General features: G+C 73.5%; 15 protein-coding genes. 8 read left to right on the plus strand and 7 right to left on the minus strand.

What is annotated here, in order from left to right; all coding sequences use genetic code 11:
* Positions 1 to 6 precede the first annotated feature (6 nt).
* Positions 7 to 1,122, minus strand: coding sequence for an SDR family oxidoreductase (locus ACFPP6_RS05595; protein WP_382037804.1), 1,116 nt, complete (start codon positions 1,120 to 1,122; stop codon positions 7 to 9).
* Positions 1,119 to 9,062 (minus strand): SDR family NAD(P)-dependent oxidoreductase, encoded by a 7,944-nt coding sequence (locus ACFPP6_RS05600; protein ID WP_382037806.1) that lies wholly within the window; start codon positions 9,060 to 9,062, stop codon positions 1,119 to 1,121. Before ACFPP6_RS05600 ends, ACFPP6_RS05595 begins: the two co-directional genes overlap by 4 nt.
* A gap of 309 nt (positions 9,063 to 9,371) precedes the next feature.
* On the opposite strand from ACFPP6_RS05600, the gene panD reads away from it, so the two are divergent.
* The 4 genes from panD to ACFPP6_RS05620 all read left to right on the plus strand — a co-directional run bounded on the left by panD (position 9,372) and on the right by ACFPP6_RS05620 (position 13,291).
* Positions 9,372 to 9,743 carry an aspartate 1-decarboxylase gene (gene panD / locus ACFPP6_RS05605; protein ID WP_382038504.1) on the plus strand — a complete coding sequence of 124 codons (372 nt, stop codon included), beginning with the start codon at positions 9,372 to 9,374 and terminating at the stop codon, positions 9,741 to 9,743.
* Positions 9,744 to 10,064: 321 nt separating this feature from the next.
* Entirely contained in the window at positions 10,065 to 11,216 is a 1,152-nt protein-coding gene (locus ACFPP6_RS05610) for a L,D-transpeptidase family protein (RefSeq protein WP_382037808.1), read from the plus strand.
* A gap of 340 nt (positions 11,217 to 11,556) precedes the next feature.
* Complete coding sequence (locus tag ACFPP6_RS05615) at positions 11,557 to 12,579, plus strand: terpene synthase family protein (RefSeq protein ID WP_382037810.1); 1,023 nt, start codon at positions 11,557 to 11,559, stop codon at positions 12,577 to 12,579.
* A 97-nt stretch (positions 12,580 to 12,676) separates the two neighbouring features.
* Complete coding sequence (locus ACFPP6_RS05620) at positions 12,677 to 13,291, plus strand: trimeric intracellular cation channel family protein (RefSeq protein WP_382037812.1); 615 nt, start codon at positions 12,677 to 12,679, stop codon at positions 13,289 to 13,291.
* Positions 13,292 to 13,339: 48 nt separating this feature from the next.
* Here the strand turns inward: ACFPP6_RS05620 and mtnB are convergent, their stop codons facing one another.
* The 5 genes from mtnB to ACFPP6_RS05645 all read right to left on the minus strand — a co-directional run bounded on the left by mtnB (position 13,340) and on the right by ACFPP6_RS05645 (position 17,361).
* Positions 13,340 to 13,966, minus strand: coding sequence for a methylthioribulose 1-phosphate dehydratase (mtnB, locus tag ACFPP6_RS05625; RefSeq protein ID WP_382037814.1), 627 nt, complete (start codon positions 13,964 to 13,966; stop codon positions 13,340 to 13,342).
* Complete coding sequence (gene mtnC / locus ACFPP6_RS05630; protein WP_382037816.1) at positions 13,963 to 14,688, minus strand: acireductone synthase; 726 nt, start codon at positions 14,686 to 14,688, stop codon at positions 13,963 to 13,965. Before mtnC ends, mtnB begins: the two co-directional genes overlap by 4 nt.
* Positions 14,685 to 15,269 (minus strand): 1,2-dihydroxy-3-keto-5-methylthiopentene dioxygenase, encoded by a 585-nt coding sequence (locus tag ACFPP6_RS05635; protein ID WP_382037817.1) that lies wholly within the window; start codon positions 15,267 to 15,269, stop codon positions 14,685 to 14,687. Before ACFPP6_RS05635 ends, mtnC begins: the two co-directional genes overlap by 4 nt.
* Positions 15,270 to 15,381: 112 nt before the next feature.
* Positions 15,382 to 16,107, minus strand: coding sequence for a 2OG-Fe dioxygenase family protein (locus ACFPP6_RS05640; protein WP_382037819.1), 726 nt, complete (start codon positions 16,105 to 16,107; stop codon positions 15,382 to 15,384).
* Positions 16,108 to 16,362: 255 nt separating this feature from the next.
* Positions 16,363 to 17,361, minus strand: coding sequence for a beta-ketoacyl-ACP synthase 3 (locus ACFPP6_RS05645; protein ID WP_382037821.1), 999 nt, complete (start codon positions 17,359 to 17,361; stop codon positions 16,363 to 16,365).
* Positions 17,362 to 17,667: 306 nt separating this feature from the next.
* On the opposite strand from ACFPP6_RS05645, the gene ACFPP6_RS05650 reads away from it, so the two are divergent.
* From ACFPP6_RS05650 to ACFPP6_RS05665, 4 genes are all read left to right on the plus strand, one after another.
* A complete protein-coding gene (locus ACFPP6_RS05650; protein ID WP_382037823.1) occupies positions 17,668 to 18,477 on the plus strand; it encodes a thioesterase family protein in 810 nt (269 codons plus the stop codon).
* A 103-nt stretch (positions 18,478 to 18,580) separates the two neighbouring features.
* A complete protein-coding gene (locus ACFPP6_RS05655) occupies positions 18,581 to 20,362 on the plus strand; it encodes a fatty acyl-AMP ligase (protein WP_382037825.1) in 1,782 nt (593 codons plus the stop codon).
* 12 nt (positions 20,363 to 20,374) lie between these two features.
* Positions 20,375 to 21,340 carry an acyl-CoA desaturase gene (locus tag ACFPP6_RS05660; protein WP_382037826.1) on the plus strand — a complete coding sequence of 322 codons (966 nt, stop codon included), beginning with the start codon at positions 20,375 to 20,377 and terminating at the stop codon, positions 21,338 to 21,340.
* Between the two features lie 10 nt (positions 21,341 to 21,350).
* Positions 21,351 to 22,298, plus strand: coding sequence for an acyl-CoA desaturase (locus tag ACFPP6_RS05665; protein ID WP_382037828.1), 948 nt, complete (start codon positions 21,351 to 21,353; stop codon positions 22,296 to 22,298).
* The last annotated feature ends 8 nt before the right edge of the window (positions 22,299 to 22,306 follow it).

A 22,306-nucleotide genomic window follows, 5' to 3' on the forward strand; every position in this document is an offset into this window, starting at 1 on the left:
TTCCTGTCAGCTGTGCAGGGGGATGCGGACGTTCAGCGCGGCCCGGACGTAGGCGCCGTCGACGGGGGAAGGCGGCGGCAGGCCGGGCAGGACGTCGTGCAGCGGGGTCCCGTCGTCGGCCCGGCTGCGCCAGTTGCGCCCGAAGAAGTTCTCCAGCATCGGGTTGACCTGCTGCTCCACGAGGTTGGGGCGCTCGACCGAGGGCCGGAGCACCAGCTCGACGCCGGGCAGCAGCTCGCCGACGGCCGCGACCAGCACCGGCGCGGGCGTGTCCACGGGGTGGACCACCGGGTAGGCCGTGACACCGGGCGGGTGCGGCAGGCGCGCGAGACGGAGCATGGCGTCGACGGCGTACTCGACGGGGACGATGTTCAGGCGGGAGGCGGAGTCGCCCACCAGCCGCAGGCGCACGCGCGGCACGCCGGCGCGTCTGCGCAGCAGGAGGCCCCGCAGCAGCGGCGGGGCCTGCCCGACGAGGTCGCGCAGGCCCGCGCCGAGAATGGACAGGGGCTGCTGGGCGGCGCCTTCGGGGACGGGCCGGTCGGTGGCCAGGAGGCTCGGGCGCAGGACGAGGGCCGTGCGCCGCCGCCGGCCGGCCCACTCCTGCACCACGGCCTCGGCCTGCTGCTTGGTCCGTTCGTAGCCCGTGACGGCCTCGCCCAGCGGGGAGTCCGTCCCGGCCGGGGCGTCGTCACCGGCGACGTAGGCGGTGCTGACGTACAGGAACGGGGCGCCGGCCGGGGCGCGGTCGGCGAGTTCGGTGAGGTGGCGGGTGCCGGTGACGTTGACGGGCGTGAGCGTGTCCACGGTGCCCACCAGGGACAGGGCCGCGGCGCAGTGCCAGACGGCCTCGGCCTCCCCGGCGAGCCGGTCGTGGTCCGCGGGCTCCAGCCCCAGCCCGGGCCGGGTCAGGTCCACGGGCACGGCGGTCAGCAGCTCGTGCGCCCGGGCCAGTTCGGCGTCGTCGGCGCCGCAGTCGCGCAGCGCGTTCTCCAGCCGGGCGGCCAGGGGCAGGCCCGCGGCGTCGCGGCCGAGGGCCGCCACGGGCCGGCCGCCGGCCAGCAGCGCCCGGAGCAGCCGGGAGCCGAGGAAGCCCGTGGCGCCGGTGATCAGGACGGTCACGCGTCACCCGCCTTCCGGCCGCCGGTCAGGACGGGGAGCGTGCCGGGGAGGGCGGGCAGGGCCGGGAGCCCGCCCGCCGGCGTGCCCGCCCGGGCCTGCTTGAGGAGGTGGGGCAGGACGGTCTCGGTGATGCCGTGGACGGAGCCGTCGGAGTGCAGCAGCTCCATGACCGGCACCTCCTGGTTGAGGTGCTTGCGGAACTTGGCGAGCATCTCCATCCCCATGAGCGAGTCCATGCCGTACTGCTGCAGCGGCCGGTGCCGGTCGACCTCCTCCGGGGGCATGTGCAGGGTGTCGGCGACCATCGACGTGATGAGGTCCTCGACGAGGGTGAAGCCCTCGGCGGAGGAGGCGCCGGCGAGCTGTTCCAGGAGTTCTTCCAGGCGCCAGGTGGTGCCCTCGACGGTGGTGGGCAGGACGGCGGCGAAGCGGGGGCTGTGCATGGACGGGAGGAGCGCCATGACCCGGCCCCAGTCCAGGCGGGCGAACGCGGCCCTCTCCGTCTTCCTGACGAGCATGGCCTCCAGTGCGGTCAGGGCGTCGCCCGGATCGACGGGGAGGGCGCCGAGGGCGCTCAGGACGGGGGTGAGGTTGTTGCGGGCGACGTAGCCGACGCGGTCGATGGCGCCCCAGGCCACGGCCAGGCCGGGCCGACCCGCGGCCCGCCGCGCCCGCACGAGCGCTTCCATCGCGAGGTTGGCCGCCGCGTAGGCGCTCTGGTGCGCGATCCCGACGGCGGCGCTGATCGAGGAGTAGACGACGAAGTCCGCCTGCGGGCACAGCTCGTCCAGCAGGAGGGCCCCGGTCCATTTCGGGGCGAGGACGGAGCGGAGCCGTTCGTCGGTGAGCTCCGTCAGCGCGTCGTCGTCGAGGTGCATCGCCGCGTGCACGACCGTCCGGACGGGACGGCCGTCCGCTTCGAGGCCCGCCAGCAGCCGGCGCACGGCCGGCGCGTCACCGATGTCGACGGCGTGCGCCCGCGCGTCGACGCCCTGTGCGCGCAGCCCGGCCAGCAGCTCTGCGGCCTCGGGCGCCTCCTCGCCGCGCCGGCTGAAGAGGTCCAGCCGGCGGGCGCCGTGCGCGGCGAGCCACCGTGCGGTCTCCGCGCCGAAGCCGCCCAGGCCGCCGGTGACAAGGCAGGTCCCGTCGGCGGCGGGCTGCAGGGGGCGTGGGGTGCGGTGGACGGGTACCGGCTCGTCGAACGTGATCACGATCTTGCCCAGGTGCTTGGAGTGCTGCAGGAGCCGAAACGCCTCCTCGATGCGGTGGGCGGGATAGGCCAGGTGGGGCAGCGGCACGTAGTCGCCGGCGCGGAGGTGCGCGAGGACCTCGTCGAAGACGGCCGCGACGTGGCCGGGGGCCTGCCAGACCAGGTTGGCGGCGTCCACGACACAGTGCGTGGCGTTCTCCGCCAGCGCCTTCTGCAGCATGCGCTCGTTGCCGAGGACGTCCCGCTTGCCGAGCTCGACGAACCGGCCGCAGGGGGCCAGCAGTTCGCGGGTACGGGCCGCCGCCTCGCCGCTGAGCGAGTTGAGCACGACGTCGACGCCCCGCCCGTCCGTGTGCGCGCGGACCCGGTCGGCGAAGGCGTGCGTGCGCGAGTCCAGCGCCAGATCGGCTCCGAGGGCGAGCGCCAGGTCCCGCTTGAGCGGGCTGCCCGCCGTCGCGATGAACCGGGCGCCCACGAGCTCGGCGTACTGGGCCGCCGCCATGCCGACGCCTCCGGCGGCGCCGTGGACCAGGAGCGTCTCGCCCGGCCGGAGGCGGGCGAGGTGCTTGAGGCTGTGCTGGACGGTGACGAACACCGCCGGCAGGGTGGCTGCTTCCCCGAAGGTCATGCCGTCGGGGACCGGGCGCAGCGCGGCGGCCGGGATCCGCACGTGGGAGGCGAAGGCACCGGGGAACAGGCCGAAGACCCGGTCGCCCACGGACAGGTCCGCGACGTCCTCTCCCACGGCGGTGACCACCCCGGCCCCTTCCAGACCCAGGTAGGCCTCCGAGGAGAAGCCGTCCTCGGCTGCCGGTGGCAGCAGCCCCGTCGCGACCATCACGTCGCGGTAGTTGAGCGCCGCGGCGCGTACCGCGACGACCACGTCCGCGGGGCCCGGGTCGCCGACGGCCGTCTCGGTCCACCGCAGCCCGTAGGCCATGCCCTGGTCCCGGAGGTCCAGCCGGTAGCGGACCCCGCTGTCCGGGGCGGCCGGTTCCGCGGGCGGAGCGGCCCGCTCGAAGCGGTGGACGAACCGGCCGCCCCGGGTCAGCGCGACCTCGTCCTCCTCCTGCTCGCCCTCGGGCACCGCGGCGAGGAGCTCGCGGGCCAGCCGTGCCGCGTCCCCGGCCGGGCCGGGCCCGCGGTCCAGGGAGACGCGCCGCACGGTGACGGTCGATTCGTTGGCCAGCGTACGGGTCACGCCCCACGCGGCGGCCTGACCGGGGAAGGCCGGCCGTTCCGGCGCGGGCAGGGCGCCGCTGGGGTGGGTGACCAGGACGAAGTGACGCCGGGGCACGCCCTGGAGCGCCTGGTCGGCCAGGGCCAGGGAGCGCAGCGCGGCGGCCCGGCGCACGGCCAGCTCCGTGCAGGCGGCGGGGTCGCCCTCGGCGGCCCGGTCCGGGGCGGCGCTCAGCAGCAGGGCGATCGCTGCCGAGGGTGCCTGCCCGAGGAGGTCCTGCCACCCCTCCGTGCACTCCGGCAGCGGCACCACGCGTGCCGCCGTACAGCCCGCTGCGGTCAGCTCCGCGGCCACCTGCGTCGCCAGGGCGGTCTCGGCGGCGTCCTCGGTGACGAGGAGCCAGGAGTCCCGGGCGGGCGGCCCGGTGGGGCCGGCCGGCGGGGCGCCGTCCGCCGCCGGGGTACGGGCGAGGAGTACGGAGAAGTGCTCGCTCGCGGGTGCGCTCGCGGCACTCACCTGCACCACGTCCGCGAAGCCGCTCCTGGACAGCACGTCCGGCCACTGCTCGCGGGGCAGCAGGATGGATTCCGGGCGGAGCGCGGTGTCGCGGGCCGCCCAGAAGTCCTCCAGTGTGCCGAACATCAGTGCCAGAACCGGGGGTTCGTGGATCTCCAGGGCGAGCAGGTGTCCCCCGGGGGCGAGCAGCCGGGCCAGCCGTTGCAGGCTCTCGTGCAGGTCCAGCGCCGTGTGCAGCGCGACTCCGGCGACGACGACGTCGAAGGAGTCCTCGGCGAATCCCTGTTCCGCGGGTTCGGCGTTCAGGTCGAAGGCGCGGTAGGTGACGAGGGAGTCGTAGCGGCCGAGGCGGGCCTGCGCCGGGGGGAAGAACGCGGCGGAGACGTCACTGAAGACGTACTGAGCGCGGTCGTCCAGCAGCGGCAGGAGGTGCACGGCCAGTCCGCCCGTACCGGCACCCACCTCCAGGATGCGCAGCGGCCGGTCGGCGGGCCAGGCACGGATCAGCGTGCCCAGCAGCTCTGCGACCATGCGGTTGTGGGCCGTCACCGGGGGGTTGATGTCGTAGTACTGCTGGACCAGCTCCGGACCGCTGTCCTGGAACAGCAGCTCCAGCGGGTCCCGCCGCCCGCACAGCAACTCCGGCAGCTTCAGGGCGAAGCGCAGGTTGAGGGCGTGCGAGGGGAGGTAGTCGGCGAGCCCGGACACCTCGCGCTGGCCCGGCACCGTCCCGGTTCCCAGCAACTGCCAGCCCTCCCCGGCGGGCGCCAGCAGCCCCTCCTCTTCCGCCGTGCGTGCCAGCAGCCGCACCAGCTTCTCGTGCCGCGGCAGCACTCCCGCCGCGCGGAGGTCGCCGAACGTGAAGTCGTCCCGCCCCGGCAGCAGTTGGGTGAAGGTCCTGGCCGCACTGACCCCCGTGAGCCGCTGCAGAAAGGTGTGCGCCTCCCCGTACCGCTCGGTCCACGACCCGCTCCGCAGCCGCTCCAGCCCCTCCGCCGCCGCCGCGGCCACCTCGCCCGGCGACGGCGGCACCCACGCCGGCACCGGCTGACCGGGCAGCGGTGCGGCGCGCAGCACCGAGACGTACTCCTCGCCCCGGTCCCCGGCCGGCAGGACCAGCCGTTGCAGGCGGCAGCCCGTCAGCTCCAGCGCCACCGCCCCGTCCTCGCCGGTGACCGTGATGTCCCACACGGCCTCGCGTGCGGTGCGCGAGCGCTGCCGTACGTGCACGAGCCCGTTCGCGGGCGGGCGCGCCCACATGCGGACGCCGTCCACCCCCGACGGCAGGTAGCCGGTCTCCGCGTCCGCCAGCAGCGGCGCCCCCGCCTGCAGGGCGCCGTCGAGCAGCGCGGGATGGACCACGTAGCCGCCGTAACCGTCGTCCGGCGGATCGCAGTGGTAGGCCGCGAGGACCTCGCCGCCGCCGGTGTGCAGCTCGCGCAGCACCTGGAACGCCGGGCCGTACGCCAGACCGGCCGCGGCCAGTGCGGCGTAGTGCTCCTCGCCGGGGACGCAGCCGGTCGTCCGCTGCCGCACCTCCGCCGCGTCCACCGGCTCCGGCCGGGCGGCGGCGAGGCGCCGGACCCGGCCGCGGGCGTGCAGCCGCCAGCCGCCCGAGTCGCCGGTGCGGCTGGCGACGCGGACGATGCCGTCCTCGTCGCTCAGGGACGTCGTCAGGCGGACGTCCATCGCCGCGTCCCAGGCCAGGGGCAGGGCGCGGACGATCTGCAGGTCGTCGATCTCGGCCGGGCCGCCGAAGGCCTCCCGCCCGGCGGCCAGCGCCAGTTCCACGAACCCGGTGGCGGGCATCACCACGGACCCGGCGACGCGGTGGTCGGCCAGCCACGGGGTGCGGGTGCGCTCGACGGGCGTGTGCCACGTGGGCTCCAGCACCGGTGCGCGCTCGCCGAGCAGCGGGTGCACCAGGATCCCGTCGCCGCTGGTGCGCACCCAGTGCTCCGGTGTGCCGTGCCAGTACGGCTCGCGCTGCCACGGGTAGGGCGGCAGGTCCGCGACCGAGCCGGGCCCGGGGAACCAGCGCTCCGCCGCGCCGGCGTCCCCGGCGGCCAGCAGCCGTGCGGCGGCCCGGCGCACGGCCGCCCCGTCGCACCTCTCGCGGGTCACCGGGGAGACGACGGGGAACGGGCCGCCCGGGGTCTCGGAGGCGATACGGTTCAGCGCGCCGGCCAGCCCCGGCTGCGGGGCGATCTCCACCACGGCCGCGACGCCGGCCTCCGCCGCCTGCGCCACCGCCTCCGCGAACCGCACCGGCCGGCGGGCGTTGTGCCACCAGTACGCGGCGTCCAGTTGCCCGTCCGTGACGGGCCCGCCCGTCACCGTGGAGTACATCGGCAGCCGCGGGCGGTGCGCGACGAGACCGGCCAGCCCCGCGCGCAGCGGCTCCTCGATCGGGTCCATCGCCGCGCTGTGGAAGCCGTGGTCGACGCCGAGCTCGCGGAACGGCACCTCCCGTGCGGCCAGTTCCCGGCCCAGCGAGCGCAGCGCCGCGGGCCGCCCGGAGACGGTCACGTCCCGGGCGCTGTTGACCGCCGCGATCTCCAGCAGCCCCTCGTACGCGGCGATCGCCTCCCGGGCCTCCTCCTCGCCCAGCCCGATCGCGGCCATGCGGCCCGTCCCGGCGGTCGCGGCCTGCGCCCGGCTGCGTTCGGCGACCACCCGTGCCGCGCCCGCCAGATCCAGCGCCCCGCCGACGCACGCCGCCGCCACCTCGCCGACGCTGTGCCCCAGCACGGCGGCCGGAACCGTCCCGTACTCGGCCAGCAGGGCCACGAGCCCGAGCTGGAAGGCGAACAGCGCGGGCTGGGCGAAGGCGGTATCCGCCATCCGCCGGGCGCGGGCTGCGCGGGATGCACTTTCCGCGTCCGCCGCGGCGCCGGGCGGGCTCTCCGCGTCGGCTGCCGCGTTGGACGGGCTCTCCGTGCTTGCTGCCGTGCCCGGTCCGTTCTCCGTGTCCGTCGCGGTGCGGGACGGGGCCTCCGCGTCGGCTGCCGTGCCTGGCCTGCCCTCCGTGTCTGCCGCCGCGCGGGGCGGGCTCTCCGTGTCCGCTGCGGCGCGGGATGGGCTCTCCGCGTCCGCCGCGGCGCCGGACGGGCTCTCCGTGCCTGCTGCCGGGTCGGGCCCGTTCTCCGTGTCCGCCGCCGCGTCCGGCCCGCTCTTCGTGCCTTCTGCGGTGCTCGGCCCGCTCTCCGCGCCCGCCCCGGCCGCCCCCGCTCCCGCCGTCTCCTCCTGGGGACCCTCCGCCAGGAGTTCCGCCACCGACCAGCCCAGCAGGGGTTCCAGGTGCCGGTCCGCCTCCTCGACCGCCGTGCGGAACGCGGGCTCCTGCGCCATCAGCTCGGCGCCCATGCCCGGCCACTGCGTGCCGTTGCCGCAGAAGACGAAGACCACGCCCCCCGAGGGCGGCCGTTCGGCGTGCACGGAGGCGGCGGCCTGTGCCGTCTCGTCCCCGGCCAGGGCCTCCAGCTGCCCGGCCGCGTCCTGCGGGCCGTCGGCCAGGACGACCGCGCGGTGCGGGTGCCGGGTGCGCCGCCGGGAGGCGGTCCAGCACAGGTCGTAGAAGTCCTCCTCCGGCACGTCCCGCACGTGGGCGGCGACCGCGCGGGCGGCCTCGGCCAGGGCCCGGCGGGTGCGTCCCGACACCACCAGCGGCAGCGGGCCCTGCCGGGCGGGAGCCGCCGCGCGCTGCCGCTGCGGCGCGGAGCCCAGCACCACGTGCGCGTTGGCACCGCCGAAGCCGAAGCTGTTCACGCCCACCACGCCGCCGTCGCAGGCCGCCACCGGGCGCATGCCGCCGACCGGGCAGAGGTTCAGCCCCGCGAAGTCGATCTCCGGGTTGACGGGGTCGCCGTGCAGCGAGGCCGGGATCCGGCCGTGCCGGAGCACCAGTAGCCCCTTGAAGAGGCCGGCCATCCCCGAAGCGGGCTCCGCGTGCCCCATGTTGGTCTTCACCGAGCCGATCGGCAGCGGCCCGTTCGTCCGCGGGACGCCCAGCGCGGCGCCGACCGCACGGCACTCCAGGGGGTCGCCCACCGGGGTGCCCGTGCCGTGCGCCTCGAAGTACAGCACCTGGTCGGGGCCGGTCCCGGCCCGCTCGTACACCTCCCGCAGCAGCCGCTGCTGCATCTCCGTGCTCGGCACCGTCATCCCCGAGGTGCCGCCGTCGCAGTTGGCCCCGCTGCCCACGATCACCGCGTGCACCCGGTCGCCGTCCGCGAGCGCGTCGGGCAGCCGCTTGAGGACCACGATCCCGCCGCCCTCGGCCCGCACATAGCCGTCGGCCCCCGCGGAGAACGTCGCGCAGCGCCCGCGGGGCGAGAGCATCAGCGTGCGGGAGAAGCCGACGAAGTGGTACGGGCTGAGGAGCAGGTTCGCGCCGCCCGCGAGGGCGACCCGGCTGCGGCCCGAGCGCAGCGTCTCGCACGCCTGGTGCACGGCGATGAGCGAGGAGGAACAGGCGGTGTCCACCGCGATGCTGGGGCCCCGCAGGTCGAAGACGTAACTCAGCCGGTTCGCGGCGATCGACAGCGCCGAGCCGCTCATCGCGTACGCGGTGATCTCCTCGACCCGGGCCATCTGCAGGCCGCCGTACGACATGTCGCTGATGCCGACGAACACCGCCGTGTCCGACCCGGCCAGGCCGGCCGGGTCGATGCCGGCGTCGTCGAACGCCTCGGCCGTCATCTCCAGCAGCATCCGCTGCTGGGGGTCCATGTGCCGGGCCTCGCGGGGCGAGATCCCGAAGTACTCCGGGTCGAAGCCGGAGACGTCCCCGAGGTAGCCGCCCGCCATCGTGTACGCCTTGCCCGGCCGTTCCAGGTCCGGGTCGGAGAAGCGGGCCGCGTCGATCCGGTCCGCCGGCGGGGCCGGGCTGATCAGGTCTCTCTCCTCGGCGAGGGCGGTCCACAGGCCGCCGAGGTCCGTGATGCCGCCGGGCAGGCGGCAGGCCGCACCCACGACGGCCAGGGGGACGGAGGGATCGGGAGATGCGACGGACCGGGCGGCGGTGTGCTCCATGGATCACTCCTGCACGGGAGACGGGCCGGGCAGAGCCGGAACCAGAGGCCTTTCCGGCCTCGCCGCCGATAGTGAACTACCCGCCGGTTTCACTCGTTCGATAGGGAGCGGAGCGCGTCAAGCCGGGGCAGTGGAGCACCGCCTTCCGGCCGTCGGGCTCCTGCGCCCGGCGCACGACCCCCGCGGGCGGGGGCCTGCCGTCCGCCCGGGCGCCGGGCCCGCCGGTGCCCCCGTGAATCGTTGTAGGGTGCGATGACCGCCCTTGACCTGCACGAAGCAGGCAGGGAGCAGACATTCCAGGAGTTCTCCATGATGCGAACCATGCTCAAATCCAAGATCCACCGCGCGACGGTCACCGGGGCCGACCTGAACTACATAGGTTCCCTGACGCTCGACCCCGTGCTGATGGAGCAGGCCGACCTGCTGCCCGGCGAGCAGGTGCACATCGTCGACGTGAACAACGGCTCGCGGCTCGAGACGTACGTGATCGAGGGCGAGCGGGGCTCGGGCGTCGTGTGCATCAACGGCGCCGCCGCCCGGCTCGTCGCCCCCGGCGACATCGTGATCATCATCGCCTACGCCTCGGTCGACGACGCCGAGGCCCGCGAGCTCAAGCCGCGCGTGGTCTTCGTCGACGGCGACAACAAGGCGCTCAGCGTCGGCGACGACCCGTCGGTCTGACCCTCCGAGCGACCTGAGCCGTCCGGGCCGCCCGCTCCGCCGTCCGCCCGCCCCGGACCGTCGCCCCGCCAGCTCCCTGCGGGAGAGCGGCAGTTGCTGCGTTCCGGCATGTCAACTTCGGGGAGGCGGGCCCCGGGCGGCGGAGCGGGCGGCGTCACCCGTGGGGCGAACCAGTCGATCAGACCTTCTGATGCACAAATGTTTCTTTTCTTCCTGCAACCGTACAAGCGTATGGATCATCTGTAGAAGCGAAGGCCACATCCAGAAAGCCAGAAAGGTCGTCTCACCGTGCACGTCGGACCGGGTCGTCGCTCCGCCCTGTTGGCATCCGCCGCTCTCGCGGGCTCTCTGGTGCTCACCGCCTGCTCGGGCGGCTCGGGCGGAGGCGGTAGTGATGCGGGGCCCGAGCCGAAGATCACCGTCAGCCCCGGCGAGGGCAAGGACGTCAAGCTCGGCTCGCAGATATCGGTCAAGGCCGAGGGCGGGAAGCTGACCGAGGTCGAGGTCAAGGACGCCAAGGGCGAGAAGGTCACCGGGCGGCTGGCCGACGACGGCGCCACCTGGACCGCCGACGGCAAGGTCGGCCCGAAGAACACCTACACCGTGCGCTCGAAGGCGAAGGGCGGCAAGGACGGCAAGGGCAAGGAGGCCACCTCGACCGCCACCTTCACCACGCAGGCCGCGCCCAGCGTCAACAAGCTCACCAACACCCCGGGCGGCGGCCAGACCGTCGGCACCGGCATGCCCGTCTCCATCCTCTTCGACCACCCGGTGGACAAGAGCAAGCGCGCCGAGATCGAGAAGTCCCTGACCGTCACCTCGACGCCCAAGGTCGAGGGCGCCTGGGGCTGGGTCAAGGACTGGTCCGGCCACGACCGCATCGACTGGCGGCCCAAGACCTACTGGCCCTCCGGGACCAAGGTGAACGTCAAGGGCCTGCTGGCGGGCGTCGACTCGGGGGAGGGCGGCTGGTTCGCGAAGAACTACGCCTGGGACTTCTCCATAGGCGCCGACCACAAGGCCGTGATCGACGTCCCCTCGCACACCCTCACGATGCTCGAGAACGGCAAGCCCGTCGGCACCATCAAGGGCTCCGCCGGCTCCCCGGTGGACCCCACCCGCGGCGGCATCCACACCGTCCGCAGCAAGAACGCCGACGAGACCATGGACTCCTCCACCATCGGCCACGGCAACGAGTGGATGCTCGACTCCAAGTGGGTCACCCACCTGACCGCCTCCGGCACCTTCCTGCACTCGGCGCCCTGGAACCAGTCCATCGGCGTGGAGAACAACAGCCACGGCTGCTTCGGCATGACGACCTCCGACGCGAAGAAGGTCTACGACTTCCTCCCGATCGGCTCCACCGTCGAGGTCAAGAACACCACCAGCACCAAGGTCACCGACCCGGGCAACGGCCTGTCGGTCTGGCAGGAGACCTGGGAGCAGTGGCAGAAGCGCAGCGCCCTGAAATGACACCGGGGGTACCGTGGACGGCGATGCTTTCCGGCCGTCCCTGAGGGCGCGGGGCGCGTCCGTGGCGACTGCGCCCCGCAATGCCCTGACCTGCGCGGCGGGGCGCGTGGAGCGTGGACTAAGGCCCCTGTCCTATGCAGTGGGGGGTCCGTGCGCCCGCCGGCCCCAATGCACCCCAGGGAACGTATGGTTGTCGTTTTAATGGTTGTGCCAAGAGGGCAGCACTCTGCCAGGCCCGCCCGGGAACGCAGAGGGGCGGAGCGGATGCTCCGTGCAGGCGGGCCCGGACCGCGGAAGGACCGGGACCGGTTCAGCACGGCCCTGAAGGAGGCTGGCTTCGATGCCACAGGACATCGCCCTGGACATTCCTTTTCCCAAGCGGCTGAATCCCTACGTGGAGGTGGCGCGGGCACGGAACGAACACTGGCTGGTCTCCACCGGTCTGCTCAGCAGCCCGCACAACCTCGAGCGGTACCGCACCTGGCGCATCGAGCGGCTGGCCGCCGGCTTCCTCCCCGGAGTCGGCGTCAACGACCTGACCTTCGGGCTCGCCGTGCAGAGCTTCTTCTTCTTTTTCGACGATCTCTTCGACAGCGGGCTCGGCGAGGACCCCGCCGCCACCTACGAGATCTGCCACGAAATGGCGGCCCTGGCCCGCCAGGAGCCCGGCGCGGCCGGAATCACCCCCTCCTTCCCGCTCGCCCGCGTCTGGACGGAGCTGTGGCTCCAGGCCCAGCTGGGCATGTCGGCCGCCTGGCGGGCCCGGGCCGTACGGCACTGGGAGGAGTACTTCCTCACCTACGTCTCCGAGGCCGTCAACCGCCGCAGTGGCACGGTCCTCGGCATGGACCCGTACATGAAGCTGCGCCGCCTCGGCATCGGCAGCGAGGTCGTCGTGGACGTCTCCGAGCGCTGCGGGCACTTCGAGGCGCCGCCCGAGATCCACCAGAGCATGTGCGTCCTGGAGGCCCGGGCCATCACCGCCGAGGTCGTCACCCTCACCAACGACCTCCACTCCCTGGAGAAGGACCTGGCCAACGGCGAACTCAACAACGCCGTCCTGCTGCTCGGCCTGGAGCACGGGTGCGGCCGCGCGGAGGCGATCGTCCACGTCCAGCGCATGATCCGCCGCCGCACCACCCGGTTCCTGCAGCTGGAGGCCGAGGCCGACCGGCTCTGCGAGGTCTTCGGGCTCTCCCCCGAACAGCGCGAGAACACCCGGCGCTTCCTCGACGCCAACCGCGCCTGCATGCGCGGCAACCTCGACTGGAGCAACGAGAGCGGCCGCTACAGCGAGATCGGCGTCCTGCACGTCAACCGCTCCCCCCGGATAGAGGACGTGGTCGCCCGCACCGCGGAGTGAGCGCCGCGCCCCGGCCGGGGAACTCGTTCCTTCGGCCGAGGCGGCTCCGGCCGATCGGCCGAGGCGGCGGGGGCGCCGCGGATGCTTGGCTGGAGGGATGCTGCATCTGCTCTACCTGGCCGGCATCGCCGCCTTCGCGGCCAGCGGCGTCCTCGCCGCGCACCGCGCCCGCCTCGACCCCTTCGGCGGGCTCGTCCTCGCCTTCGCCGCCGCCATCTCCGGCGGCACCCTGCGCGACCTCATCCTCGACCGGCACCCGCTGTACTGGACCCACGACTGGATCCTGCTCACCGTCATCGCGGTCACGGCCGTGGCGACCATGCTCTTCCTGCACCACCGCGAACTGCCGCGCCGCTCCCTGATGACCGTCGACGCCGTCGGCCTCGCCGTCGTCACCGTGATCGGCGCACGGGCCGCGCTCGACGCGGGCGTCACCCCGTTCGCCGCGGTCATCCTCGCCGTCGTGACCGGGGTGACCGGAGAGGTCGTCCGCGACGTCCTGTGCGGGGAGTTCCCGCCGCTGCTGCTCCGCGAGGAGGTCTACGCCACCGCGGCGCTGCTCGGCGCCGTCGGCTACCTGGTCCTGGACCGGCTCGGCACCGGACCGACGGCCGCCGCCGTCGTGGCCGCGTCCATCGTGTTCGCCGTGCGCATGGGGGCGCTGCACTTCGGCCTCCACCTGCCCCGCCTCGCCGGCCGCCCGCGAGCGTAGGGCTTGCAGGGCCTGCAGTGCGTGCAGTGCTCGCAGTGCTCGCAGGGCTCAGCGGCCGCCGGCCGGGCCCGGCCCCTCCACGAGCTCCAGCTCCAGCAGCCACTCCACGACCTCGGTCCGGTGCCGGGCCTCGCGCGGATCCGCACCCCACACGTACAGCCCGTGCCCGGCCACGACCACCGCGGGCATCCGCGGCTCGCGGGCGGCCGCCAGCCGGTCGCCCAGCACCCGCATGTCCTGGCTGTTGCCGATCACCGGCAGGACGACCTCCGGTCCGTCGGCCGGGAGCCCGAGCCCCTTCAGTATCTCCAGGCCCTTCAGCACGATGCCCCCGGGACGGCGGCGGGCCATCGCCACCGACGCGACCGTGTGGACGTGCACGACCGCACCCGCGCCCGTCAGCCGGACCACCCGCGCGTGCAGCGCCGCCTCCGCCGAGGGCCTGCCGCCCGCCACGGCCGCGCCCTCGCCGTCGACCAGCACCACGTCGGCGGCCGTCAGTTCGCCCTTGTCGAGCGCGCTCGCCGTGACCGCCAGGCGCAGCGGCTCCCGGCCGGTGACCACCGACAGGTTCCCCGAGGTGCCGCGCATCCAGCCGAACGACGCGAAGCGGGCCGCCTCCGCGGCCAGCACCGCACCCGCCTCCGCCAGGTCCGGAAGCTCCGCGCCGGTCACGGCCCGCTCCCCGCCCGCGCGACGTCGATGCCGGCGAACGACCCCGTCTCCGGGTGCCCGCCCGTGCCCTGCGCGTAGTACGGCTCGCCCGGGCGCCGCACGCCCGCCGTGAGCCAGCCCGCCGTCCGCGCCGCGTCCAGCTCCGCGGGCCGGTCGGAGAGGAACAGGGTCCGGCCCGGCGGCGCCCCGATGGCCTCGGAGATGGCCCGGTACGAGCCCGGCGACTGCTTCGGCCCGGCGTTCTCCGTGTCGTACAACCCGTCCACCAGCGGCAGCAGATCGCCCTGCGCGCTGTGCCCGAACCACGCGCGCTGCGCCGCCACAGACCCGGAGGAGTACACGTGCAGCCGCACCCCGCCCGCGCGCCACCGCCGCAGCGCGGGCACCACGTCCTCGTAGAAGTGCGGGACCAGCTCGCCGCGGGCGAACCCCTCCGACCACACGATGCCCTGCAGGGTCTTCAGCGGAGTGGCCTTGCGGTCCTCGTCCAGCCAGGAGTTGAGCGCCTGCACGATGCGCGGGGCGTCCGCGGCCGGCTCCCCCAGGAGCGTGCGGACCTGCTCGGCGGCGCGCCGCACCGCGGGCTCGGCGGCCCGCTCGGTGAGCAGGGGGCCGAACCGGCTGCGCGAGTACGGGTAGAGCACGTCCACGACGAAGCCCGTCGCGCTCGTCGTGCCCTCGATGTCCAGGACCACGCAGTCCGCCGCGAACCGCAGGCTCATGCCGCCCGCCCGGCGCGCAGCTCGTCGAAGGAGGGGAAGCGGGAGGCGATGTCGCTGCCCGTGAAGGTGGCGGCCCAGCCGTCCGGCGCGTGGAAGAAGCGGATCGCGGTGAAGGACGGCACCGTCCCCATGTCGAACCAGTGCCGGGTGCCCCGCGGCACCCCCAGCAGGTCGCCCCGCTCACAGCGCACCGCGTGCACCAGGCCGTCCACGTGCAGGTAGAACACCCCGGCCCCGGCGACGAAGAAGCGGATCTCGTCGTCCTCGTCGTGCGTGTGCTCGGCGAGGAACTTTTCCCGGGCGGCCGCGGCCTTCGCCGGCCGGCCGGGGGAGCCGTCGGGGTGGAGCGCGGCCACGTCGACCGCGGCGAAGCCCTCCTCGGCCGTGAGCCGGCCGACCTCGGGGGCGTACGCGGTGAGCACGGCCCCGGCGGAGGCGCCGGCCGGCACGCCGCCGCGCACGGGCCACTGCTCGAAGCGCACGCCCGCCGGGGCCGGCGCCGCCGCGATCCGGGCGGCCTCGCCCGTGCGCAGGAGGAGGGTCTCCGGGCCGGAGTCCGGCCAGGTGCTCAGCAGCGTCATAGCAACTCCGGGGTCCGGACGGCCGGGAGGAACTGCCCGTCCGGATCGTAGTCCGCCGTGGCGGGGCGCCCAAGGTGGCACGGCCCGCAGAGGGGCTCGGGTCCGCAGGGGCTCACCCCGGCGATGCGACGTCCCCCTCAACCGGCAATGCGACGTCCCCCTCTCCGCGGGCGTCGTCGCCTCCTCCGGGGAAGAAGTCCACCAGCAGCATGTCCCGCACGCCGCAGGACGCGCCCGGCGCGGGCCGGACGGGCGAGACGCCGTGCAGCAGCCGCCGGTCGTCGAGCACGATCGTCTCCAGCGGGGTGGTGAGCACGGCCCGGTGGACCGGGCGGCTGCGCAGGTCGTACAGGGCGGATTCCGCGCCGCTCACGCCCTCGCGCCGGATCAGCACCTGGGCCACGTAGCAGTGCCCGTCCTGGTGGACGCCCTCCGGGGCGGGGTGGCCCTCGGTGCGGGTCGTGGCCGTGACGCGTATCTGGTGGACCCCGCAGGTGTCCATGCCGGCGCGCGGGCCGGGCAGATGACGGCGCAGGGTGTGGACGACCGTGCGCAGCACCTCGCCGCCGGCGACGGAGGCGGAGAGCGGGGCGAACAGGCGCGGCACCCCGCCGTGGACCTTGTTGACGGACTTGTCCTGGAAGAACGCCGTGTGCGGCAGCCGCTCCAGCCGGCCGGGCCGGATCCGGAAGAGCCCGTAGCGGCGGAAGCGGTACGGGGTGCCGGTGCCGAGGTGGGTGTCGGCCGGCAGGTCGTCCCACGATCCCGTGAACTCCTCGACGGCGCCCGCCCCGGCCCCCTCCAGGGCGGCCCCGAGCACCTCCGGTCCGAAGTGCACGAAGGGCGGGCCTCCGGGTGCCGCCGGAGCGCCGGCTGGCGTGCGGGTCAGGCGGGGGGCCGGTGCGCCCGGCGGACTGGAGGTCATGGCGGTGTCCTGCCTTCGTACGGGGAAGCGCTTGGTCTCGACAGTAGGCCGATTGCCGGTTCCGCTGGCCGGAATGCATCGTTCGGCCGCGCGACCGGAAGTGTGTTCCCGTAGGCAGGTGTTGGTGTCGCCGGTACCGGCGCCTTCCGGAGGCGGCCGGTCCGGTGCTCAGGGCAGGCGGACCACCTGGGCGCCCCACGTGAGGCCCGCGCCGAAGCCGAGGAGCAGCGCGAGGCCGCCGCTGCCCACGGACCCCAGCTCCTTCAGGCGCGCCAGGGCGAGCGGGACCGAGGCGGCGGAGGTGTTGCCGCTGTGCACCACGTCGCGGGCCACGGTGACGTGTGCGGGCAGGGCCAGCCGCTGGGTGACGGTCTCGATCATGCGCAGGTTCGCCTGGTGCGGCACGAAGGCGTCGAGCTCGCCGGCGCCGATCCCGGCCGCGTCGAGGGCCGCCCGGGCGACCGGCGGCATCTCCTCGATCGCCCAGCGGAAGACCTCGGGGCCCGCCATCTTCATGGTGGGCCACTCCCTTCCCGGGTCGTCCCGGAACGCGTCCCAGGCGGCGTCGTGCGCGATGAGCCCCGCACGGCTGCCGTCCGAGCCCCAGACGACCGGGCCGATCCCCTCCTCGTCCTGCGGCCCGACCACCACCGCCCCCGCCCCGTCCGCGAAGAGGATCGCCGCCGACGGGTCCTCCGGTCCGACGATGTCCGTCATCCGGTCGGAGCCGATGACCGCGACGTACTGCGCCGACCCGTCGCGGACCATGGCCGAGGCGAGTGCCAGGGCGTAACAGAATCCCGCGCAGGCGGCGTTGAGATCAAAAGCGGCGGCACGGATTCCGAGCCGGTCGGCGATCTCCGCGGAACCGCCCGGGCTCTGCTGCAGATACGACATGGAGGCCAGGATGACGGCGCCCAGCTTTCCGGGCGCGATTCCCGCGTCGGCCGCGGCCTTCCGCGCGGCTTCCACCGCCATATCGGTCACCGATTCGCCCGGGCCGGCATATCGGCGCTCGACGATGCCGGTGCGCCGCTCTATCCACTCGGCGGTCCGGCCGGTGCGGGCCGCGACTTCCGCATTGCCCACCACCCGGTGCGGGCGGTACGCGCCGATGCCCAGAATTCCTACGCCGTTCACCGCAGTTCGCTGCATCAATGCGCGCATACAGGCCCCCCCAAGCCACCTCTGACGTGTCGGCGGCGAGACTATCCCCGGGTGGGTTGGAGGACGCAACCCACTGCAGCGCAGAGTGTGCGTGTTGAACGTCACGCAGGGCCGAGGGTTCACTTCGGTCGTGATGCGGGTCACAAAATTTATTGCTTGCTTGGTGACGCACCGCCCTTCTACGGTCACTCGTGTGATCCAACTCGGAACAGTGAATGGCTTGTTGCCAAGGACCGAGCACCACCAGAGAATTCCGCCCCTCTCCCGCGTTGCGGCCGCCCGGCCGGCGGCCGGATCGGAGGGGCCATGACCAGTACCGCTTCACCGCTTTCCCCGGTGGCGCTCCTCGGCCGGTCCTCCGGCGAAGGGATCGCCGCCGGAAGTCATCTGCACGGTTTCGGCGGCTTTCACGGCGGCCTGACGCTCGCGCTGCTGGCTTCGGCGATGCAGGATGCCGCAGGGGAGGTGGCACCCGGCCTGCGGCTGCAGAGCGCAACGGCGCGTTTCCTGCGGCCGATCGGCGACGACTTCCGGCTGGAGACCTCGTTGCTGCGCGCCGGGCGCACGCTCACCACGCTCGGTGGCCGCGCGGTCACCGAAAAGGGTGTTCACGTAGAAGGATCGGCCGTCTTCGGAAATCCGCAGCCGGCCGACTGGCAGTCGTTCGCTCCGGCGGTTCCGGATGCGCCGCCTCCGGAAGAGTGCGACGTCTTCGTCATCCCGCCCGAGTTCGTCGCCATTTCCACCTACTTGGAGATCCGCCCGGTCGGGCCCAACCGTCCCTATGCGGGCGGCGCCGAGCCCGAACTCATCGCGTGGATCAGGATTTTGGAGGACGAGCGTCCGCCGGACGCGCTGCGTTTCGTGTTCCTGATGGATTCACTGGCTCCGTCGTACGCGGCGGTGCTCTCGACGCTGGCGTTGGTGCCCACGGTCGAACTCACGGTCCGGCCCGGCGCCCATCTCGCGCAGGCGTCGTCACCGTGGATCCTGCTGCGCGCACGGACCCGCTCCGCGACCGCCGAGGGCTGGGTCGACGAGGAAATCGATGCCTGGGGCAGGGACGGGGCCCACCTGGGTTCCGCACAACAGCTCCGCATCGTCCGTACCGGCTGACGAGGGCGACAGCCGACGGTACGGCGCACATCATTTTTCGCGGGCCGCGCACCGGTGACACGGGTGCGGCCCCGCTCACAGAACTGAACTTCACGGGGGCGTTGTGGACCACATAGCGGGGCGGGCCCGTACCTCATTGCCCGGGCTGCCCGGCATCCTCCAGCAGCGGGCCGCCGGGCCCCGGCGCACGGCCTTTCGCTTTCTCGCCGACGGCACCAGCGACGAGGCCGTCGACTGGACCTACCACGACGTGTACGAACACGCCGGCCGTATCGCCGCGGACCTGCTGGAGCGCGAACTCAGCGGGCGGCGCGTGGTGCTGGCACTCGATCCCGGCCTGCACTACATCGCCGCGCTCTTCGGGATATTCCGGGCCGGCGCCACCGCGGTGCCGTCCTTCCCGCCCACCGGGAAACGCGCAGTGGCCCGCTTCGCCTCGATCGTCGTGGACAGCACGCCCGATGTGATCATTGCGGACCGCCGGCTGGAGGGCCGCGTGGCCCAATTCGCCGCGGAACTCCCCGATACGGTGCGCCCGCCGGAATGGCTGTTCGTCGACGACGCCTACTTCGGCGGCCCGGCACCGGCGACCGCCGTTCCCGACGCCGTCTCCGATCCGGCGCTGCTGCAGTACACCTCGGGCTCCACCGGGGACCCCAAGGGAATCGTGCTCACCCACGAGAACCTGGTCAGCAACTGCCGTGCCCTGGAACACAACATGGGGTACGAAGCCGACCGCGTCGGCTGCACCTGGCTGCCGCCCTACCACGACATGGGCCTGATGGGCACGATCATGCTCGCGGTGCACGGCGGCTGGCCCCTGGTGCTCATGTCGCCGGCGCACTTCGTCCAGCAGCCGTACCGCTGGCTGAAGGCGATCACCGACCACAAGGTCACCATTTCCGTCGGGCCCAACTTCGCTTTCGACATGTGCACTTCGAGTATCACCGATGACGAGCTGGAAACCCTCGACCTCGGCACACTGCGCCAGGTCTTCTGCGGATCCGAGCCCGTATCCAGGGTAACCCTCGACAAGTTCCGCGAGCGATTCGGCCCCCGGGGCTACGACGAGACGTCCCTCATTCCCTGCTACGGCCTGGCCGAGGCGACGCTCTACGTATCGGGAAAGCCCACCGGAACCCCCTTGCGGACCGAACGGCTCGACAAGGAAGCCCTCGAGAACGGCGTCGTGCGCCGGTCCGAGGGGGACGGGAGGGATGCGGAGCCCGGCCGGGTCGCGCACGTCGTCAGCTGCGGCACCGTCGCCGACGGGCACGAGGTGACCGTCGTCGACCCCGACACCCTGCTGCCGGTCCCGGCCGGGCGGGTGGGGGAGATCTGGGTGAACGGCCCCAACGTGGCCCACGGTTACCTCGGCCGGCCCGGGCTCACCGCCGCGACCTTCACGGCGCGCACGGCGGACGGTGGCGAGGGGACCCACCTGCGCACCGGCGACCTCGGCTTCCTGCTCGACGGGGAGCTGTTCATCACCGGACGCCTCAAGGACCTCGTCGTCATCGCCGGCCGCAACCTCTACCCGCAGGACATCGAGCTCAGCGTCCGCCAGGCGCACGAGAAGGTGCGCGGCTGCGCGGCCTTCTCCGTCCCCGGCGAGCAGGGCGAGGAGCTGGTGGTCGCCGCCGAGTACCGCGGCACCGCACGCCAGCTGGCCGCGGAGGGGGCGGCCGTGCTGGACGCGGTGATCGCGGCGGTGACGGCCGAGCACGGGGTGCGGCCCGCCGCCGTCCACTTCGGACCGGTCGGCGCGATCCCCATGACCACCAGCGGCAAGGTCCGCCGGGACGCGACACGGAAGGCCTACGTCCAGGGGACGCTGAAGAAGCTGGCCCTGGCCGCCGACGACATGCCGCAGGCCGTGCGGTGACGGGAGCCCACCATGACGATTTCGCCTGAGTCACCCGGGGCCGCCGCAGCCGGTGCCCCGCGCACGTCCCGCCCGGGTGCGGCCCCGCAGGCCGCGGGCGGCGACACCGACGCCTCGGCCCGCCGGCTGGCCTACCTCACCGTCGGCGTGCCCACCCTGGGCTTCGCCGGTGCGGTGGCCTTCGCCTGGAACTACGGATTCACCGGGGTCGACCTCGGTCTGCTCATCGGGATGTACCTGCTGACCTCCCTGGGCGTGGAGGGCGGCTTCCACCGCTTCTTCTCGCACCTGTCCTTCGCGGCCAAGCCGGGGGTGACCGCCTTCTGGGGCATCGCCGGCAGCATGGCCGCGCAGGGCCCGGTCGTCTTCTGGGTGGCGACCCACCGCCAGCACCACGCGTTCACCGACCGCGACGGCGACCCCCACTCGCCCCGGCCGATGCAGGACGGGCGCAAGTACCCCCGGCTGCGCGGCCTGTGGCACGGCCACGTCGGCTGGCTGTTCACCGTCCGCCGGCAGAACTGGAGCAAGTACGTCCCCGACCTGATGAAGAACCGGCTCGTGATGAAGATCAACGAGTACTACTTCGTCTGGGTCCTGGCCGGACTCGCCCTGCCCGCGCTGCTGGGCTGGGCGCTCACCGGCGGCAGCCTCCGCGGTGCGGTCGGCGGGCTGCTCTGGGGCGGTCTCGCCCGCATCTTTCTCCTCGACCACGTGACCTGGAGCGTCAACTCCATCGGGCACACGCTGGGCAGCCGCCCCCACCGCACCCGGGACAACAGCCGCAACGTCGCGACGCTCGCACCCTTCTCGGTCGGTGGCTCCTGGCACAACAACCACCACGCCCAGCCCGCCCTGGCCCACAACCGGCACACCTTCTGGCAGATCGACATCGCCGGCGGATTCATCCGGCTGCTGGACGTCCTGGGCCTGGTCACCAACGTCCGCTACCCCAAACGCGCACGGTCAGAGAGATAAGGAGCGGCCCGTGTCTTCCGCAACCGCCGACCCGCTCGCGTCGGCGATCGTCAAGCTCGACCCCGCAAGCCGCCGCATCAAGCGCTTCTCCGCGCTCACCACGATGACGCTGCCGCTGATCGGCACCGCCGTCGCCGCCTGGTTCCTGTGGACCGGCAACTACACCACCACCGACCTGGTCATGTTCGTCGTCATGTACTTCGTGCACATGGGCGGCATCACCATCGGCTTCCACCGCTACCTCTCGCACAAGGCGTTCAAGACCTCGCCGGCCTTCGAGGCCGTCATGATGATCACGGGGTCCATGGGGGCCCAGGGCCCGCTGATGTTCTGGGTCACCACGCACCGCCGCCACCACCGCTTCAGCGACCGCGAGGGCGACCCCCACTCGCCCAACCTGCACGGCTGGAGCCTCAAGGCGCGGCTGCGCGGGCTGTGGTACGCGCACATGCCCTGGATGCTCAGCGACGAGACCTCCAAGTGGAGCGTCTTCGCCCCCGACGTCCTGCGCGACCGCCGGCTGATGTGGTACCACCGCACCTACCCGGCCTGGGTCCTCACCGGCCTGCTGATCCCGGCCGTCGTCGGCTTCGCCGTCGAGCAGACCCCGATGTCGCTGCTGACCGGCCTGGTCTTCGGCGGGTTCGCACGCATCTTCGTGGCCAACCAGGCCGCCTGGTGCGTGGGCTCGATCTGCCACGCCATCGGCACCCGCCCCTTCGACAACAAGGACCGCAGCGCCAACAACTGGCCCGTCGCCGCCTTCACCTTCGGCGAGGGACTGCAGAACAACCACCACGCCTTCCCCGGGTCCTACCGCCACGGCGTGACCTGGTGGGAGCCGGACCTGAGCGGCTGGATCCTCTTCGGCCTCGGCAAGGCCCGCGTCGTCTGGGACCTGAGGGAGCCGGACAAGGCCACCATCGAACGCAAGCGCGCCATGAAACAGGCCGCGTAGCCGCCCCC

The sequence above is a fragment of the Streptomyces aureoversilis genome (assembly GCF_042657885.1).
GTDB classification, from domain to species: domain Bacteria; phylum Actinomycetota; class Actinomycetes; order Streptomycetales; family Streptomycetaceae; genus Streptomyces; species Streptomyces aureoversilis.

Excerpts from the sequence above, each read along its gene's own strand:
- ACFPP6_RS05600 (WP_382037806.1), bottom strand. The coding sequence starts at position 9,062 with ATGGAGCACACCGCCGCCCGGTCCGTCGCATCTCCCGATCCCTCCGTC.
- panD (WP_382038504.1), top strand. The coding sequence starts at position 9,372 with ATGATGCGAACCATGCTCAAATCCAAGATCCACCGCGCGACGGTCACC.
- ACFPP6_RS05615 (WP_382037810.1), top strand. The coding sequence starts at position 11,557 with ATGCCACAGGACATCGCCCTGGACATTCCTTTTCCCAAGCGGCTGAAT.
- ACFPP6_RS05620 (WP_382037812.1), top strand. The coding sequence starts at position 12,677 with ATGCTGCATCTGCTCTACCTGGCCGGCATCGCCGCCTTCGCGGCCAGC.
- mtnC (WP_382037816.1), bottom strand. The coding sequence starts at position 14,688 with ATGAGCCTGCGGTTCGCGGCGGACTGCGTGGTCCTGGACATCGAGGGC.
- ACFPP6_RS05635 (WP_382037817.1), bottom strand. The coding sequence starts at position 15,269 with ATGACGCTGCTGAGCACCTGGCCGGACTCCGGCCCGGAGACCCTCCTC.
- ACFPP6_RS05645 (WP_382037821.1), bottom strand. The coding sequence starts at position 17,361 with ATGCGCGCATTGATGCAGCGAACTGCGGTGAACGGCGTAGGAATTCTG.
- ACFPP6_RS05650 (WP_382037823.1), top strand. The coding sequence starts at position 17,668 with ATGACCAGTACCGCTTCACCGCTTTCCCCGGTGGCGCTCCTCGGCCGG.
- ACFPP6_RS05660 (WP_382037826.1), top strand. The coding sequence starts at position 20,375 with ATGACGATTTCGCCTGAGTCACCCGGGGCCGCCGCAGCCGGTGCCCCG.